Source organism: Floridaenema flaviceps BLCC-F50 (assembly GCF_041929275.2).
GTDB lineage: Bacteria > Cyanobacteriota > Cyanobacteriia > Cyanobacteriales > Aerosakkonemataceae > Floridanema > Floridanema flaviceps.
The window spans coordinates 3,382,801-3,400,360 of the sequence record NZ_JBHFNR020000001.1 but is presented as its reverse complement, the minus strand read 5'-3'; the positions used below and the strand labels follow the sequence as shown (position 1 = coordinate 3,400,360).

8 protein-coding genes are annotated in these 17,560 nt (G+C 38.8%); 1 reads left to right on the top strand and 7 read right to left on the bottom strand.

What is annotated here, in order from left to right; translation table 11 throughout:
* The first annotated feature begins 287 nt into the window (after positions 1–287).
* Positions 288–704, top strand: coding sequence for a hypothetical protein (locus ACE1CI_RS16350; RefSeq protein ID WP_413262584.1), 417 nt, complete (start codon positions 288–290; stop codon positions 702–704).
* A gap of 99 nt (positions 705–803) precedes the next feature.
* Here ACE1CI_RS16350 and ACE1CI_RS16345 read toward each other — a convergent pair whose 3' ends face one another.
* The 7 genes from ACE1CI_RS16345 to ACE1CI_RS16315 form a co-directional block, all read right to left on the bottom strand.
* Complete coding sequence (locus ACE1CI_RS16345; RefSeq protein WP_413262583.1) at positions 804–3,734, bottom strand: NHLP bacteriocin export ABC transporter permease/ATPase subunit; 2,931 nt, start codon at positions 3,732–3,734, stop codon at positions 804–806.
* 190 nt (positions 3,735–3,924) lie between these two features.
* Entirely contained in the window at positions 3,925–6,114 is a 2,190-nt protein-coding gene (locus tag ACE1CI_RS16340) for an NHLP family bacteriocin export ABC transporter peptidase/permease/ATPase subunit (RefSeq protein ID WP_413262582.1), read from the bottom strand.
* Between the two features lie 681 nt (positions 6,115–6,795).
* Complete coding sequence (locus ACE1CI_RS16335) at positions 6,796–8,421, bottom strand: NHLP bacteriocin system secretion protein (protein WP_413260985.1); 1,626 nt, start codon at positions 8,419–8,421, stop codon at positions 6,796–6,798.
* Positions 8,422–8,447: 26 nt separating this feature from the next.
* A complete protein-coding gene (locus tag ACE1CI_RS16330) occupies positions 8,448–11,060 on the bottom strand; it encodes a CHAT domain-containing protein (RefSeq protein WP_413260986.1) in 2,613 nt (870 codons plus the stop codon).
* Positions 11,061–11,081: 21 nt separating this feature from the next.
* Positions 11,082–13,838 carry a two-partner secretion domain-containing protein gene (locus ACE1CI_RS16325; protein WP_413260987.1) on the bottom strand — a complete coding sequence of 919 codons (2,757 nt, stop codon included), beginning with the start codon at positions 13,836–13,838 and terminating at the stop codon, positions 11,082–11,084.
* A gap of 92 nt (positions 13,839–13,930) precedes the next feature.
* On the bottom strand, positions 13,931–16,738 hold the full coding sequence (locus ACE1CI_RS16320) for a two-partner secretion domain-containing protein (RefSeq protein ID WP_413260988.1): 2,808 nt from the start codon (positions 16,736–16,738) through the stop codon (positions 13,931–13,933).
* 188 nt (positions 16,739–16,926) lie between these two features.
* Complete coding sequence (locus ACE1CI_RS16315; RefSeq protein ID WP_413260989.1) at positions 16,927–17,550, bottom strand: Nif11-like leader peptide family natural product precursor; 624 nt, start codon at positions 17,548–17,550, stop codon at positions 16,927–16,929.
* Positions 17,551–17,560: the final 10 nt, after the last annotated feature.

Genomic DNA, 17,560 nt, shown 5'->3' with positions numbered 1-17,560 from the left:
TCCTGCCCGCCCCATCCGGGAGCTCTCGCAGATGGGGAGATGGGGAAGTTTATTAACTCAAAACTCTGTAAAGACGGGTTTAGTAAAAAGCTTCTTCACTCACAGACAATCTCTCTTGCAAAACCCGCCCCTACAAACTCAAAACTCTGCTCACCTCCCTACCTATTTCTCCCAGTCCCCAGTCCCAACTAAAAACTCAAATTAAAGTTTCTGTGAACTACGAACAATTACGTTAGCAAAGCTGTTCCATTGGGAATACTAAGAATAGGGTATACGGTTTTAGTCAAATGAGAATTAGATTCGGATTGGTTGCTATAACTGCTTTGATTGGCTTAAGTGCTACGGTTGCTAACGCTCAACAGCGTTCTGACAACTTTCTGTTCCTACGCAACATAGATGGGCAAGCAAGATTGGTTGGCTTCGGTTCCAAAGACTTGGGACTAGTATCGAGTAACAAGTCTTTGGCTGATAGTATCTGCCGTTTACCAAGAGCCTTGGCTTCAAATTCGGCAATTCCTTCAATTTGGAATCGATTATCTCCTTATGGCGATCGCACAAGCAACACCTCTGCCTACAACCCAAAGGCAACCCAACCACCACTTATCGTTCTTAAAAATGGTTCTGCAATTCATGTTTCCAAGAATCCCAATCTACTAGCAATTGATCCTGATGTCATCTACACAGAACTTTGCTCACATCAATAAAATCAATTAATGCCCTTAGATGTCCTTCTCAGGGCATTCTGCACTACATTTAAAGAAAATTGTTTGGAAACAGAAGAACAGCTTATCAGTTCCCTTGCTTCACCCTAATTGTCGGGTTACTAACTTAGCAAATAGCCCTGGTTGTTGAACTAATTGGGTAAAAGAACCGACTTGTAATATGCGACCTGATTCTAAGACGTAAATGCGATCGGCATTGCGAATTGTGCTCAAACGATGGGCAATAATTATTCTGGTTGCATTCATTTTTTCTAAACTTTCTGTGACTATTGCTTGAGTGCTATTATCAAGATAACTAGTAGCTTCATCTAATAGAATAATTTGTGGTTTGAAGATGAGCGATCGCGCTATTAATAACCTTTGTCTTTGTCCTCCAGAAAGATTAGTACCTCCTTCACTAACGATCGTTTGTATTCCCATTGGCATTTGTTCAATATCTTCAGCTAATCCCGCCATTCTTGCTGCTTCCCAAGCTTCTTCAACTGTAACTAATGCGCCACCAGTAATGTTTTCCAAAATCGAACCTTGGGTAACTCGACCATTTTGTAAAACCACTCCTAATTGTCGCCGCACTGCTGGTAAATCTAAGCCACTTAAATCTTGTCCATCGTAATAAACTTTGCCATTTTGAGGAGTTTCAAAGCCTAATAATAAGCGAAAAATAGTTGATTTACCACTTCCTGAAGGCCCAACAATAGCAATAAATTCCCCTGGATCGGCGTAGATGTTCACTTCATGAAGAATAATGGGACTATCTTCACGATAACGGAAAGTAATATTTTCTAATCTTATTTGTCCACTCAAGCGACCGGGATTAGCTTTGTGTTCATCAAATTCTAATTTGCCTTGTAAAATGGGTTGCGATCGCTCCCATAACGGTGCAATTTCTATCACTTTAATTAAAGTATTACTCAAAGAAGTGACACCGCCAAAAAATATGCCAAAAGCAGCATTAAATGCCAAAAATGTTCCTAGTGTTAAGCTACTTTCACCTGTTCGGGAACCTTGAATAGCTAAAAATCCAAACCAATATAATAAAATTAAACTAACTAAAGATAGTAGTTCATTGAATACCGAAACAACATCATTAACTTGAATAATTTCCTTAGTTAATTGGTTTTGTTCGCTATATTTTTTTGCCCAAGCTGCAAATGCCCTTGATTCTGCTACTGCTACTCGTAATTTTGGTACACCATTAATTAGTTGTACCACTAATCCTTGAATTTCGCCGCCTAATTCTTCTTGTTTTCGCTCTTTACCTAATAAAATTAAACTATAAATAATAGTTAAAATTACTGCTAACGAAGTCACTGCTATTGCTACTAAGGTTAATTTCAGGTCATAAATAAACATTAATCCTAAATTTAACAGTGAAAATAAACCACTTAATAAAGTGCGTTGAGTAGCCCCGCTAAAAATGCTGTAAATTTGGCTGATAGACATAATTCGTACTAACAAATCACCTGTGGTAAATTGCCGAATTAATGAGGGTTTTAATCTAAGTAATCTATCCCAAACAGCTATTTGCAGAGTGCTATTAATTCCGTTACTAACTCGTAAAGCAACTAATCCTTGATATAAATTAAATGCAGTTTTACCAAAAGATACTGCTAATAAACCTAATGCTAGTTGTAATAAGAGGAGGCGATCGCCATTAGGAATTGCCTGGTTAATTAAAATTGCTGTAGCTTGGGGAACCGCCATTCCCAAAATTGTGCCTAAAATTCCCACGATGATAATTTTAATTGTTTCTGTTTCATAGCCTTTTACGCCAAATTTAAACACCTCAAATGCTTGATTAATTACTTGGGGTAAAGGTGGATAAAATATATAAGCTTCTGAAGCTAAAGTAGCAGCAATATTTTGATTAACTAATGTGCGAGTGCGAGTTTCTGGATCGAACAAGAAATAACGATAACCTTTCCTTTTATCAACTAACAAAGCTACGGGATGGTTATTAGTTGTAAAGGCTAAAAGAGGGCTATGTTCTTGTTTCCACCATTGCCCATTTAAGGTAACACGCCTTATGCGAATTTTTGAGGCTATGGCGATCGCTTCTACCGGATCTATTCGCTGCAAATTTTCTGATTTGATGGGTGGACGAATTGTAATCCCCATTGCCCTAGCAACTGCGCCAGCAGCGATTAACAAAGGCGTTTCTTCTGGCTGTAATTTTTGCGGTTGTAAAGCGGAAGCTAAGTAATTAAAAGCATTTTCTGTTACTTGGTGATTTAGCTGTTGTAGTTGCTGAAATTGTTGAATTTCTGCCTCTAATTTCTGTTGAAGTATGATTTGGAGATAGCGACAAGCATAAGTATGAAATAAGGATAAACTGTGAGATAAATCTACCGTAATTTCCCTAGTTGTAATTGTGTCAAATTCAACTATATTAAGTGATTCTACCCAGGTAGAAGCAGCGAGGGGAAACCAACCAGATTTAACATCTAAGGTTAATTCTTCCTTTCCCATCCAAGCTGTACTACCTTGATGAAATTTTACCCAATAAATCGTTTTTGAAGATGCTTGTAGTATTTGCCCTTTAGATAACTTTTGTTGGCTAGATTTTGCTACTGATACTATGGTTTTTGTGGCTGATATTGTTGGATTAGCAACTAATTTACTGATGCGATCGATCCAACCTTCCAAAAGGAAAATTGCTTCTTTGTTAGCTGCTGCTATCTGGGCAATTAAATCTGCGAAATCTATTTCTAAAACTACACTTTCTTGAATAGCAACTGATAAAATGCCATAGTTAAAAGATTGGTAATTTTTATCTGATTCTAAATTTTTCAGTGTTTCTTCTCCCCATAAAGGAACACCGAATAATGCTTCTCCTGCATTGACAGTAAACAGATAATGCCGATCGCCTATTGCTTCTCCTGCTGCAACTTTGGTAACAAAAATTGCCACTGTACCAGATTGAACTACCCAAAATTTTTGGGGATTATCTAGTAGTAAAGGTTGGTTGCCTTTAAAATTATGCAGAAATTTACACAAATCAGAATTTAACATTGCTAATAGCTAGTAATTGCTAATAGCTAATAATTGCCATCAGCTAGTAGCTAATAACTCAAGTTGCTAGTTACAAGTCTGGCTCTTTCTTAGCCCCCCTTGTTAAGGGGGGTTGGGGGGATCTAAACGTAGTAATCACAGCCGAAGATCCCCCCTATCCCCCCTTAATAAGGGGGGAACTCCGAAAGAATTAATAACTAGCAACTTGCGTTAATAGTAAGTTAGCATAAGTTCCTCCCTGCTGCTGTAATTCTTCATGGGTTCCTCGTTGGACAACTTTGCCTCTTTCCAGAACAATAATTTCATCACAATCGCGAATTGTGCTGAGGCGATGTGCGATGACAATGCAAGAACAACCACGTCGCCGCAGATTGCGATCGATAATTAATTCAGTTTCCGTATCTAAAAAACTCGTAGCTTCATCTAATACTAAAATCGTCGGATTCATTACTAACGCCCTAGCAATTTCTAAACGTTGACGTTGCCCGCCACTCAAATTAATTCCTCCCTCAGAAATTTCCGCGTCATATCCTCCCAGATTGGACAAAATAAAGTCATGAATTGCTGCATCTTGACAAGCTTGCACTAAGTTTTCTTCCCTTATAGTTGAATTCCAAAGTGTCAAATTTTCTCGAACAGAACCTTTGAATAAAAAGATATCTTGTTCAACCATTGCCAGTGAATTTGCTAACACTAAGCGGGGAATTTGCTGGCGAGAAATGCCATCAAATAAAATTGCGCCTTTCCAAGGAAGATATAAACCTGCGATTAGTTTTGCTATGGTAGATTTACCAGAACCACTACTACCAATTATTGCCACTCGCTGTCCAGGTTTTAATGATAAATTGAAGTTTTCAATTAAAGGAGTTTCTAAACGATTGTAGCCAAAAGAAATGTTACGTAATTCAACATAACCTTGTAGTTTAAAAGATGGGAAATCATTAATAGTTAATTGATTGGCTGTTTCTTCTCTGGTAACTTCTGGATCGACAGGGTTTTGTAGAACATCATCAAGGCGATCGAGATCTGCTTCTAAAATTTGTAAAGTACTGCCAAAGTTAACTAAACTATTAACTGGCGCTAAAAAGCTGCTGATTAAAGTTTGATAAGCTACCAACATTCCGATCGTCAAACTACCATCCATTACCCGGAAGCCGCCAACTACTAAAAGGGCAGTTGTTGCCAATGAAGTTAAAATTGTTGGTAATAAAGTTAAAGTTTGACTTTGTAAAGCTAATTCCTGTTGGGCGTTAATTGTTTTAGCGTGATAGCCAGCAAATTTAGCAAATAAATCTGATTCTAAACCTGAAGCTTTTATTGTTTCAATTGATTGTAAACTGTCAATTGTTACCCCGGAAAGTTTACTACTCTGTTGACTAATTTTTAAGTTAGCATCAAGACGTATCCGGCGTAATAATTGCAATGTGATAATATTAATAATAGCAAAACTGATAGTCATTACTGTTAGCACCCAATCGTACATAAACATTAAAGCTGCGTAAAATATTAACATCATGCTGTCAATTACAGTAGTGGAAATACTGTTGATTACACCGACAACTTTACTATTAATGGCGGCGCGATTGCCAATTTCGCCTGCAAAACGTTGGGCATAAAATCCCACTGGTAAGCGTAAAGTATGCCAAATAAACTGCCCTGTCATTACCACAGAAAGCTTAATAGTTAATCGCCGTAAATAAATTAAACGTAATCTGGCTAAGAGACTTTGCACGATCGCAGTAATCACCATTCCGATTAATAAAGGTCGTAACCAATCTTCCCGACCTTGCACCAAAATTTCATCAGTAAAAACTTGACTAAATGCGGGTACTGCTAACCGGGGAAAAGTTAAAAATAACCCAGCTAAAATAGACAATAAAACTGCATCATAAGAGTTCTTTAAGCGCTCATGTAAAGCCAGAATTGTATTGCGTTTTTGTCCACCTTTTTTAAACTCATTTCCCGGTTTTATTTCTAATACAACTCCCGTGTATGCTTGGGAAAATTCCTCTTTCGTTACTTTACGTCTACCGCTAGCTGGATCGTTGAGAAAAACGCGATCGCGATCATAACCTTCCACTACCAAAAAATGGTCAAAATTCCAAAATACTATATAAGGAACTGGCAATTCTTTTAAAGCTTCTAAACCTTTTTTATAACCTTTAGCTTCCATCCCATAATGTTTAGCTGCTTTCAACAAATTAGCTGCATTAATCCCATCACGAGATACACCACATTCTTGCCGAAGTTCCGCTAAAGGTACAAATTTGCCGTAATAACTTAGAATCATTCCCAACGCAGCAGCACCACATTCTACAGCTTCCATTTGTAGTACTGTCGGAGTCTTGACGAGGTTAGTTTTTAAACTTGGAATTGCCATTGTTATAAATGAGATCAAATAGCTAAAAATTTGCTTTGCTACACATCGTAGATCCCCCCTAGCCCCCCTTAATCAGGGGGGAACAAGATTCAGTTTTAAGTCTTTCTTAACGGAAAATAAGACTTGGCTTTAAGCCCCCCTTAATCAGGGGGGAACAAGATTCAGTTTTAAGTCTTTCTTAACGGAAAATAAGACTTGGCTTTAAGCCCCCCTTAATCAGGGGGGAACAAGATTCAGTTTTAAGTCTTTCTTAACGGAAAATAAGACTTGGCTTTAAGCCCCCCTTAATCAGGGGGGAACAAGATTCAGTTTTAAGTCTTTCTTAACGGAAAATAAGACTTGGCTTTAAGCCCCCCTTAATCAGGGGGGAACAAGATTCAGTTTTAAGTCTTTCTTAACGGAAAATAAGACTTGGCTTTAAGCCCCCCTTAATCAGGGGGGAACAAGATTCAGTTTTAAGTCTTTCTTAACGGAAAATAAGACTTGGCTTTAAGCCCCCCTTAATCAGGGGGGAACAAGATTCAGTTTTAAGTCTCTGTTAACGTAAAATAAGACTCGGCTTTAAGTCCCCCTTATTAAGGGGGGAACAAGATTCAGTTTTAAGTCTCTGTTAACGTAAAATAAGACTCGGCTTTAAGTCCCCCTTATTAAGGGGGATTTAGGGGGATCTCCTATTTGATATTACTTAATGCCACTCCACTCCCGCAAAAATGGTAAAACAAACTCAATAGGTGCGCGTTGTTGTACAGTAACTTGTGCGGAAGTAGTCGTACCAGTAGATATTTTTACATCTAATGGCCCTTGAGAAGAAGACCATTCATAGCCACTAAAATTACGAGGGTTTTCCTTTAATTCTGCCCAAACTTCTATTTGTGCTTCTTTAGATTGAGACAGGAAACTTTCTACTATTTCAGAATTACCAATTGTACTAGCAGCACCTTGTTTAGTAACCGGAAAAGGTGAAACTGAAATCACATTTCCCACAATTCCCCCAAATCTTTCTCGTTTCACAATACTCGGTGTAATTTGAATTGGCATTCCCGGTTTAATTTGCTTGCCATCTCTCACAGGAAAATAGGTAACTGCTAATAGCGGTTGAGCAGATTTTTGAATTTGAATTGAACCAATGCGACTTCCCGGATTGACAACTTGACCATTGGTAACAGTAAGTTCGAGAATACATCCCTCATAAGGGCTTTTAATAACGCTATTCGTTTGAATTTGTTGTTCAAAAGCTTTTACTTGATTGTCTACTTCTAGTATTTGATTTTTGCGATTATTTGCAGCATCTAAATTTTGTTGTTCCAGGGTTTTTGCTTTAGTATCTAACTCTTTTAACTGGGTTTCAATTTCAGAAATTTTATTCAAGTTATCGACATATCTTTGTTCGGATTCCGTTTTGTCAAGTTCCAGCTTTTTTAGCTGCGATCGAATTTCACCGATCGAATTCAGATTTTCTAAGTAAGCTTGTTCTGATTGAGTTTCATCAACATCTAATTGCTTTAATTGAGCTTGAACTTCAGCTACATTTTGCAAACTATCTCTATATTGTCGTTCTGCTTCTAATACTTGATCTTTGGGAATCGCTCCCTGTTTTTCTAATCCTTGGCGGATTTCTAACCTTTCTTTCAGAACAGGTGCTTGCGCTTTAGCATCTTGCAGACGTTGTTGTAAACTTTCTCGTTTCTGTTGAATTGCGCCGCTTCTTTTACTGCGAAGAACAGGCGTTAAAGATTGTAAGTTTTGCAGGCGTTGTTGTAAACTTTCTCGTTGTTTAGCGATCGAACTAGTACTTTGATTTTTCAGCAATGGAGTCAGAGATTGAGCATCTTGTAACCGTTGTTTTAAGCTGGTTTTTTGTTGCTCTAATTCTATTTTTTCCAGTTGAGTTCTTTGTAATGCGATCGCACTAACTTCCCGGTCTTGCTTTTGTAATTCTGCTAATTTCTGCATTTCCAAGTCTCGTTTTTGCTTTAATTCCAGTGGATCGATAGTAGCAATAATTTCTTGGGCATTTGGCAGGCAATCACCCACTTTTACTTTTAACTCTTGCAACTGTCCTGAAATTGGCGATTGCAGTTCTACTACTTGGCGCGATCGCAATAAAACCCCTTGACCAGCCACCGTAATTGGAATTCTACCAAAAATACTCCAAACTAAACCAACTAATACCAATCCACCTAATGTCGCTAAAGGAATCCAATCTTGAGGACTAATTACTTTGATTAACTCATCTAAACGTTCTGGTGTAGATAAATAATTCAGTGATTCTTTACGAAAAATCTTTCTTTTACCTTGGCTATTCATGGGTAATTTAATATTAATTACTAAACTTATAACCAATTTCCTACTAAAACAAAAGCTGACCAAAAATAGGGATGAGAAAATTGGTTATCCTGCAACAATAACAGTTGAGTACGACGTAAAGCTTCTGCTTTTGTAATTTTATTATTATTCAACTCTTTGTAAAAATTTTTCATAAACAAAGCAGTAGCTTCATCATCAACATTCCACAAAGTTGCTATAGTACTTCGCGCTCCAGCCCGCACAGCAACTCCCGTCAATCCTAAAGTTGCTCGATTATCTCCAGCAGCAGTTTGACAAGCACTAAAAACTAATAATTCTATGGGGTGACTAATGCTCTGATTGCTACGTAAAAGCGTATCTAATTCCTTGGCATTAATCTTTTTATCCCAAGTCAAAATAAAAGTGTCAGCTGCTTTAGAGCTAAATTTCCCATGAGTTGCTAAATGAACGATCGGAAATTTATCACTTTGGATTTTTGTCTTAAAATTAGATGCTGTAAAAGATTGATTTAGTAGCTCTTGAGTACTAACTTCTTTAGCAATATTACTCAATTCGATAGCTACATTAGGAAGTGGTGCAAATCCTTGACGCGGTTCGCTTAATCCCGCCGTTAGCACTTTAATATTGTTGTGCTCTAAAGGTTTAGCATCTACTAATTGTAACCCTGGAGCGATCGCCACACCGTATTTTTGCACTAAATACTTTTGTCCATCATAAATACCTGCGATCGGGATATTTCTTAAAGAACCATCTAACACAAATACTAAAGTTTGGATGCCACTATTTGCTAAATCAGTTTCCATCGGACGAATTAACCAATCATGGAATTTCTCAGCAGCGACTAAATAGGTTTTTTGGGAAAGTCGTTGCCGAGGAATAGTCAAAGCATCATTAGCTTTTTTGATTGTTTCTTCTATTTCTTGGTTAGGTAAAACATTTGTGTAGCGCCGCAAAGGTTTTCCTGGCAATGCTGCAATTACTTCTATTCGTTCGTTAACTTGGGAAGTACTTGTATTACTTAAAATAATTGTCGAAAAAACCGCTGCTTTTGGATCGATTTGGTCAATGCTAACAGCTTTGGTTTTTAAACAAGCATCTTGGAAAAAGTTATCCAATTCAGCTAATTGTAGAGAATCAATTAAACTTCGCGCCCTTTGCAAATCTGATTGTTCTACATCTTTTCCTACTGGTAACAACAAATCTACTAATTCTCGATAAACTGGCTCCACATTATCGCGAAAATCGAACTGAGCTTCTGCGGAAATTGCTACTAAATCGCTGCGAATAGATTCTAGAGAATTAACAGCTTGATTATAAGCTGCGATCGCTCCTTGACGATTCCCTAGCTGTTTATAAATTCTCCCTAATTGCCATTGCCAACGAAAGTTAATATCATTAGCGTTAACACTTTGAGATAACAGTAAAGCTTTATTCGTTAATTGTTGAGCAAAATCCCATTGTTTATTTTCTTCATACAACCTTCCAAAATTTCCTAAAGCATAAGATAATGTTCGTTTATCCTGTAAAGTTTCAGCCTGTTGGACTGCGGTTGCTAACATTTTGCCAACTTCAGTATTAGAAGGAAGCGATAATTGATTACTTCCCTCTTTCCTCAGTTGCATTAACCTTCTACCTAAATTAATTCGCGCATAAATTGCTTGTCTACTCAAAGGTAACTGATTTATATTAGCTTGAATTTGCGGCACCAAGGCTAGTGCTTTTTCTCCTTGTTTTTGATTAACTAAAACATTTAAATTATTCAACATTGCTTGAGTTTTAATATAGGGAGAATTAGTAGCTTGTACTGCCTTTTCATAGTAATCTAAAGCTGTAGGTAATTCTTGCTCTAATCTCGCTGTTTCGCCTAAACTTACAAGCATTGCACCGATCGCATCATCCACTTTCAACCTTTGGGCAATAGCTAAACCTTGGGTGAGAACTTTTTGCGATCGCTCTAACTCCCCCACCACCCGCAAAGCATCTCCTAAACTTTGCAAACCCTTCACCTTGATTAAACTATCCGGTTGCTTTTGCAAAGTTACATTTAACTCATCCAAAGCTTTAATTGCCAGACGATATAAACCCATTCTTTGTAAAGCTTGAGATTGATTAATTTGATTGCGAGATACTCCAGCAAAATCACCAATTTCTTGATAATTGACTGTAGCTTTTTGCCAAGTTTCCAAAGCTTTTTCCGTCTGACCGATCGCTAATTGTAAAAGCCCTTGCACTTCCAAAGCTTGAGCTAACAGTTGTTGACGTTCTTTGCTATTAGCTTGTTTTTCCAGCAAATTAAGACTCAGGGAAATTGCTGACTGAGCCTTAGACCAATCTCCAGTTTGTTGATAAACTAAAGCCAAATTTCTCGCCACTCTCGCTTGCCCCAACTCATTGCCTTGAGCAGCATAATTATTATTGAGTTGTTGTAAAAGAGCGATCGCTTCCCCAAACTTACCATCTGTATAAAGTTTCTCTGCTTGTTCTTCCCCATTACTAATTGAATTATCAGCAACTAATTGTTTTGAAATTACTTGACTATCTGGAAACGCAGCAAGTGACATGGCATTTTTTCCCCACCAAATCACCCCACAAAAAGATAAACTTCCCAAACAAATAATCAACAAATTCTTAGTTCTCATTACTAATTCCCACCTGAAACATTACTTTTGAATTGGTAAAACATCACAGCCAGGATGTCTTAAGCCCACATTTTGCGGCGTAGCTGTTCCTGCTTCAGCAGTCAACACCACTCTACCATCAGCCCCAACTACCCAACCTTGCGCTTCGATAATTTGCTCGTTGCTTCTTGTCACCGTAGCATGAGAATTTCTCCTGCTATTTGTACCCCTGTGCGAGCTAACATTTTGATTCCCATTTGCAACTCTTGCCCATTCCACCATCACCGCTTCATTAGTTGCAGGAAGAGCAGGATTTGGCGGTAAACCACCCCTTCCTGTCACCACAAAAGAACTACCCTCTGCTTGTTGTGGCGCACAAGCATTTTGAGCAACTAATCCAGCTACATCAATCACATTTGTAGGTAAAGAAACTAACCCAGAACTTACATCAAAATCAGGTGTATTAATTTCCACTACTCCGCTTAATGCCGGATTTCCCCCCGTTGCTGTAATATCACTATTGGGAGTTTGTTCTTGTCGATATTGCAGACCAAAAATACCAGTTGCATTAATATTTACTCGACCACCCTGGCTATTAGCAGCATTAGCAGTAATATCGCTATTTCCTATACCTACTAAGTTATTTGTTGTCAGGCTAATATTTCCCCCTGCTTCTTCACCTGTAGAATTAGTACTAATTTGACTATTCCCACGTAACACTAATAAATCTCGTGCTTGCACCCTAATGTTCCCAGACCCAGCCGTATTATCAGCCGCCAATCTTCCAGTATTTTCCAGTTCAACCCTTGCCGCATTAACTTCCAAACTACCAGCCGCACCCGAACCAGTACCGCTGACAAATAAACCACTGTTAATTAACTGCTCCCCCAAAATTCTACTGCCACTAATTCTCACATTTTCCGCATTCACACTTAACGTTCCTCCAGAGCCTTCTCCAAAAGAATTTGCTCTGATTGTTCCCCCACTTTGAATGCTCAATTCTCTGGTATTAATCGTTAAATTTCCCCCGGTTCCGGGGCTAAAATTATCAGCAGAAATTCTCGCTCCATCTTGAACTAGCAATCTTCTCGTATTAATCGTTAAATTTCCGGCATTCCCAGTACCACCTAGATCTGCGGAAACAAACAAACCAGTGCTACCTTTTATTGCATCAGCATTTGCGCGTGTTCCAATTATTTCTACAGACTCAGAAGCATTAATTACCAAATCACCTGCATTTCCATCTGCTCTGGTAGCAGTAACTATTTGTCCCCCACCTTGCAGCAATAATCGTCTAGTTTGAATCGTTAAATTGCCACCATTGCCTGTAGCCCGAATCGCAAACACTGGATCGATCTCAACCCCTGTGAGAATGCCTCCAAGGATGGTATAATCGGGGTTGGTGCCAATCAATTCTACAGATTCCGTAGCCTTAATAGTCACATCCCCCGCTCGACCTGCGGTAAAAGTGGCAGTATTGACTGTTCCCCCATCTCGAATTACTAATCTTTGGGTTTCGATGGTAATATTTCCACCATTCCCGATCGGTACATCACCACTATTGTCCAGCGCTAAAGCTTGAGAAAATATGCCACCACTAAGAAAGGGATTTTCTAGTGGCACACCAATTAGTTCTACTAATTCTGAGGCTATAACTGTTAAGTTTCCAGCATTACCATTACCATTAGACAAATTACCTAAATATGCTCCGTCTCTAATAGATAATCGGCGGGTTTTAACTGTTAAATTACCAGTAGATCCTGTTGCAGTTCCTATAGTAGAATTGGTGACTCCAGTATAAACAGGAAGCAAAGGATCGGAAAAAAACCTATTAAGTTCACCGATAAATTCTACTGATTCAGTAGTAGTAATATTTATTTCTCCCCCAGTTTCTGCTCCATCTTGAGAATAAAAAATTAATGCCCCACCGCTAAGAATTAGGTTTCTCGCTTGTACTTGAATATCGCCTCCCCTTTCCCCACTAGTTTCAACAAAGGCACTTTGAGTTAAGTTAATATCGCCAAAATTTTGTACTCGATCGTAATTCAAAGCCCAACCTTGTGTAATGGGAGTCAGACCAACAAATCCATTATTAGCAACACTACCTAACTCAATTCTTCCTTGTGGTGCTGCCATTGTACCCCCTTCTAAAAGTACATCACCACCTACAAGCGCGAAAGTTCTTCCCTCACTAACTTGCAAAGAAGCACTAGAAGTTCCATTATTACTTTGATTCACAATTCGACCAGGATTCGTGCCATATTGTAAGCCTACAGGAATATTAACACTCAATAATGGCGGCGCTTCCGGGTTAGTAGCACTAAATTCTAAGCCATCAGCAAATCTAATTTTACTAGCCGTACTGCCAATAAAAGAACCATTAAGATCTAATTTCGCACCCAGACCAAAAATAATTCCATTAGGATTAATTAAAAATAAATCTGCATTGCCTAAAACTCCCAAAGTTCCTAAGATTTGGGAAACATTATTTCCTGTTACTCTAGTTAAAATCCTCGCCACCCCATCGGGGTTAGCAAAATAAACCCCACGCCCAGCACCAACATTAAATTCTCGGAAACTATGAAATAAATTATTACCACGAATTGCTCCCCCGTTAATGCGATCGCTAGGAAGATCCCTGATAATACCAGGAGTAACTACAGAGCTTTCATTCCCCAAAGTAGCATCAGGAACGACTTGAGCTAAACTAAGTTGACTTGATAAAGCAATTCCACTAAAAATTAAGTAACCTAACTGACTCAACTGCCAGCCAAATTTTTTTATAGCACAAGTTTGCATTTTACTAACCACCTTGAAGCAAAAATAAGTAAACTTCCCAAACAAATAATCAACAAATTCTTAGTTCTCATTACTACTTCCTGCCTAAAAAATTACTTTTGAATTGGTAAAACATCACAGCCAGGATGTCTTAAGCCCACGTTTTGCGGAGTAGCTGTTCCTCCTTCAGCAGTCAACACAACTTTGCCATCAGCCCCAACTAACCAACCTTGCGCTTCGATAATTTGCTCATTGTTTCTTGCCACCGTAGAATCAGAATTACTCCTGCTATTTTTACCTCCGTGTGAACTAACATTTTGATTCACATTTGCAACTCTTGCCCACTCCACCATTACCGCTTCATTAGTTCCCGGAAGAGCAGGATTTGGAGGTAAACCACCCCGACCTGTCACCACAAAAGAACTACCCTCCGCCCGTTGTGGCGTACAAGCATTTTGAGCAACTAATCCAGCTACATCAATCAAATTTGTAGGTAAAGAAACTAACCCAGAACTCACATCCAAATCAGGCGCATTAATCTCTACAACTCCGTTTAATTGAGGGTTTCCTCCTGATGCCGTAATATCATTAGTATTGGGGTTTCCTGTGAGTCGATATTGCAGACCAAAAATACCATTTACGTTAATAGCTACCCGACCACCCTGGCTATTAGCAGCATTAGCAGTAATATCACTATTGCCTATAGCTACTAAATTATTGGTTGTCAGGTTAATATTTCCCCCTGGTTCTGCACCTGTAGAATTAGTACTAATCAGACTATTATTGCGTAACAATAATAAATCTCTTGCTTGCACCCTGATATTACCAATCCCAGCTTCATTATCAGCCACCAATCTGCCTGTATTATCAAGTTGAATCGTGGCAGCATTAACAGCCAAACTACCTGCTGCACCAGAACCAGTACTATTTACATATAAGCCACTATTAACTAACTGATTTCCTAAAATTCTGCTACCACCGATTCTCACATTTTCAGCATTTACAGTTAACTCTCCCCCAGAGCCTGAGCTAAAAGAACTTGCTCTTACTGTTCCCCCAGATTCAATGCTCAAGTCTCTGGTATTAATCGTTAAATCTCCTCCTGTTCCAGAGCCAAAATTATCAGCAGAAATTCTTGCTCCATCTTGAACCAGCAACCTTCTCGTGTTAACTGTTAAATTTCCTACATTACCAGTAGCATCTCCTGGGTTTCCATTTCTAGCTCTTTCTGCGGAAACAAACAAACCACTGCTACCTAGTTCTGCATCAGCAAATGGGTCAGTGCCAATCAGTTCAACAGACTCAGAAGCATCGATCGTTAAGTTACCTGCATTTCCATCTGTTTTGGTAGAGCTAGCGATTTGTCCTCCACCTTGAAGTAATAATCTTCTGGTTTGAATCGTCAAATTACCACCATTGCCTGTAGCTCGAATATTGGTGAATGAGTCAAACTCAACTGTTGCAGCAATCCCTGTTAGGGATAAAGAATCATGGGTTGCACCAATTATTTCTACGGAGTCCGTAGCCTTAATATTCAAATCTCCCGCCTGACCTGCGCTATAAGTGCCACTACTTACTTGCGCTCCATCTTGAATTAGCAGTCGTTTGGTTTCAATGGTGACATTTCCAGCGTTACCAATGGGTACATCTTCCCCTTCGATCTTGAAAGTTTGATTAAATATCCCACTAGGAAGAGCGAACTCGTCTGGTGTTACACCAGTCAGTTCTACTAATTCTGAGGCTAAAACTGTTAAGTTTCCAGCATTTCCATTGCCATTGGAAATATTACTTAGATTTGCCCCATCTCGAATAGTTAATCTGCGGGTTTTAACTGTTAGATTACCAGCAGTTCCAGTTGCAGTTCCCCTTGTGGCAGCACCGACCTGAGTATAGGTATCAAGGGTAGGAACAGAAAAAAACGGATTAAGTCCACCAATAAGTTCTACTGAATCAGTGGTGGTAACATCTATGTTTCCTCCAACTCCTGAGCCTTCATGGACATAATAAATTACTGCGCCTTCTCTGAGACTTAAGTTTCTAGCTTGTACTTGAATATCGCCGCCTCTTTGCCCGCTAGTATCAACCACAGCATTTTGAGTGAGGTTAATATCACCAAAGTTTTGGACTTGGCTGTAATTCAATGCCCAACCTTGTGTAATGGGACTCAAACCCACAAAACCATTATCACCAACACTACCTAACTCAATTCTTCCTTCTGAAGCTCCCATTGTGCCGCCTTCGATCAGCACATCACCACCTACTAATGCAAAAGTTCTTCCCGGAACTACTCTTAATCTAGGTACGGGATAATATGGACGCAGTGGATCGATATTGTTTCCTTCATCTGTACTTTGATTCACTATCCGACCGGGACTTGTGCCAAATTGCAATCCCATAGGAACATTCACACTCAGTAATGGGGGCGATTGAGGATTAGTAGCACTAAATTCTAAACCATCAGCAAATCTAATTTTACTAGCCGTACTACCAATAAATGAACCGTTAAGGTCTAATTTTGCACCTGAGCCAAAAATAATTCCATTCGGATTAATCAAAAATAAATCAGCATTACCCAAAACTCCCAGAGTTCCTAAAATTTGGGAAACATTATTTCCTGTTACTCTGGTCAAAATCCTCGCCACTCCATCCGGGTTAGTAAAATAAACCCCTCGCCCAGCACCAACATTAAATTCCCGAAAACTGTGAAACAAATTATTACCACGAATTGCTCCGCCGTTAATGCGATCGCTAGGAAGATCTCTAATTACACTAGGAGTAACTACAGAGCTTTCATTCCCCAAAGTAGCATCAGGAACGACCTCAGCTAAACTAAGTTGACTTGATAAAGCAATTCCACTAAAACTTAAGTAACCTAACTGACTCAACTGCCAAGCAAATCTTCTCCAAGCACAAGTTTGCATTTTATCAACCACCTTGCGGAAAAAAAATAATAAATTTAACAGTTCTGTGAAGTTATATATATTACACAAGCTAATCAAGACGGAACTATTATAACTGGTCGATCGCTATTGAAGCGGTAAGCATAGAAAAATGTAGAGACGTTTCATGAAACGTCTCTACATTTTTGCAAAATTATGCTCTGAGTATTTTAAAGAATAATGTTTGTGATGTTACCAGAAGAGTAATTCGACCAAGTATTTTGATCCGATGTATTCTGTAACGGGCTTAAAGCCACCCCATCATAAGCAATATTAGTCAACTTGTACGAGCTATACTGTCCATCGAGATCGATCAGTGATACGGTGTTGTTGCCTTCCCATACCCAAAGTTCCATTGTTTTCAGTGCTGTTTCTATCTGAGTGCGTGCTTCACTTGATTGCTCAACTAAATGAAAACATTGTTGGTTAACTAGAATACCAGTTTCATGCCAGTAACTATTTAGAGTGGCTGCTCTGCCACCACCTGCCACTGCTTCCAACTCTTCTTCATCCAGTTCATAGTCATCTAATTCATCAAAATGCGGGTCGGTTTTTTGCCTAGCCCAATATAGAGCAAATTGCAAATCTGAGATTGTAAACTCGTAGCCAGCTTCAGCCGCAATTTTCCGAAAATCTTCGGGATTTTTGGCATTTTCCAAAGCAGATTTTAATGTTCGATCTTGGTCAAGGTTTTGGCATAGTTCATAAATGTTTTGTTGAGCTTTGACAAAACGATATTCATTGGCAGGTAAATTTTCTGCATTGATTGGCTCGATCGAGTTTTGTAATATCATTAACTCCTCC

What these genes read in the sequence shown, in the direction of transcription:
- ACE1CI_RS16335 (WP_413260985.1), bottom strand. Translation starts at nt 8,421, where the DNA reads ATGAATAGCCAAGGTAAAAGAAAGATTTTTCGTAAAGAATCACTGAAT.
- ACE1CI_RS16345 (WP_413262583.1), bottom strand. Translation starts at nt 3,734, where the DNA reads ATGTTAAATTCTGATTTGTGTAAATTTCTGCATAATTTTAAAGGCAAC.
- ACE1CI_RS16350 (WP_413262584.1), top strand. Translation starts at nt 288, where the DNA reads ATGAGAATTAGATTCGGATTGGTTGCTATAACTGCTTTGATTGGCTTA.
- ACE1CI_RS16315 (WP_413260989.1), bottom strand. Translation starts at nt 17,550, where the DNA reads ATGATATTACAAAACTCGATCGAGCCAATCAATGCAGAAAATTTACCT.
- ACE1CI_RS16330 (WP_413260986.1), bottom strand. Translation starts at nt 11,060, where the DNA reads ATGAGAACTAAGAATTTGTTGATTATTTGTTTGGGAAGTTTATCTTTT.
- ACE1CI_RS16340 (WP_413262582.1), bottom strand. Translation starts at nt 6,114, where the DNA reads ATGGCAATTCCAAGTTTAAAAACTAACCTCGTCAAGACTCCGACAGTA.
- ACE1CI_RS16325 (WP_413260987.1), bottom strand. Translation starts at nt 13,838, where the DNA reads ATGCAAACTTGTGCTATAAAAAAATTTGGCTGGCAGTTGAGTCAGTTA.
- ACE1CI_RS16320 (WP_413260988.1), bottom strand. Translation starts at nt 16,738, where the DNA reads ATGCAAACTTGTGCTTGGAGAAGATTTGCTTGGCAGTTGAGTCAGTTA.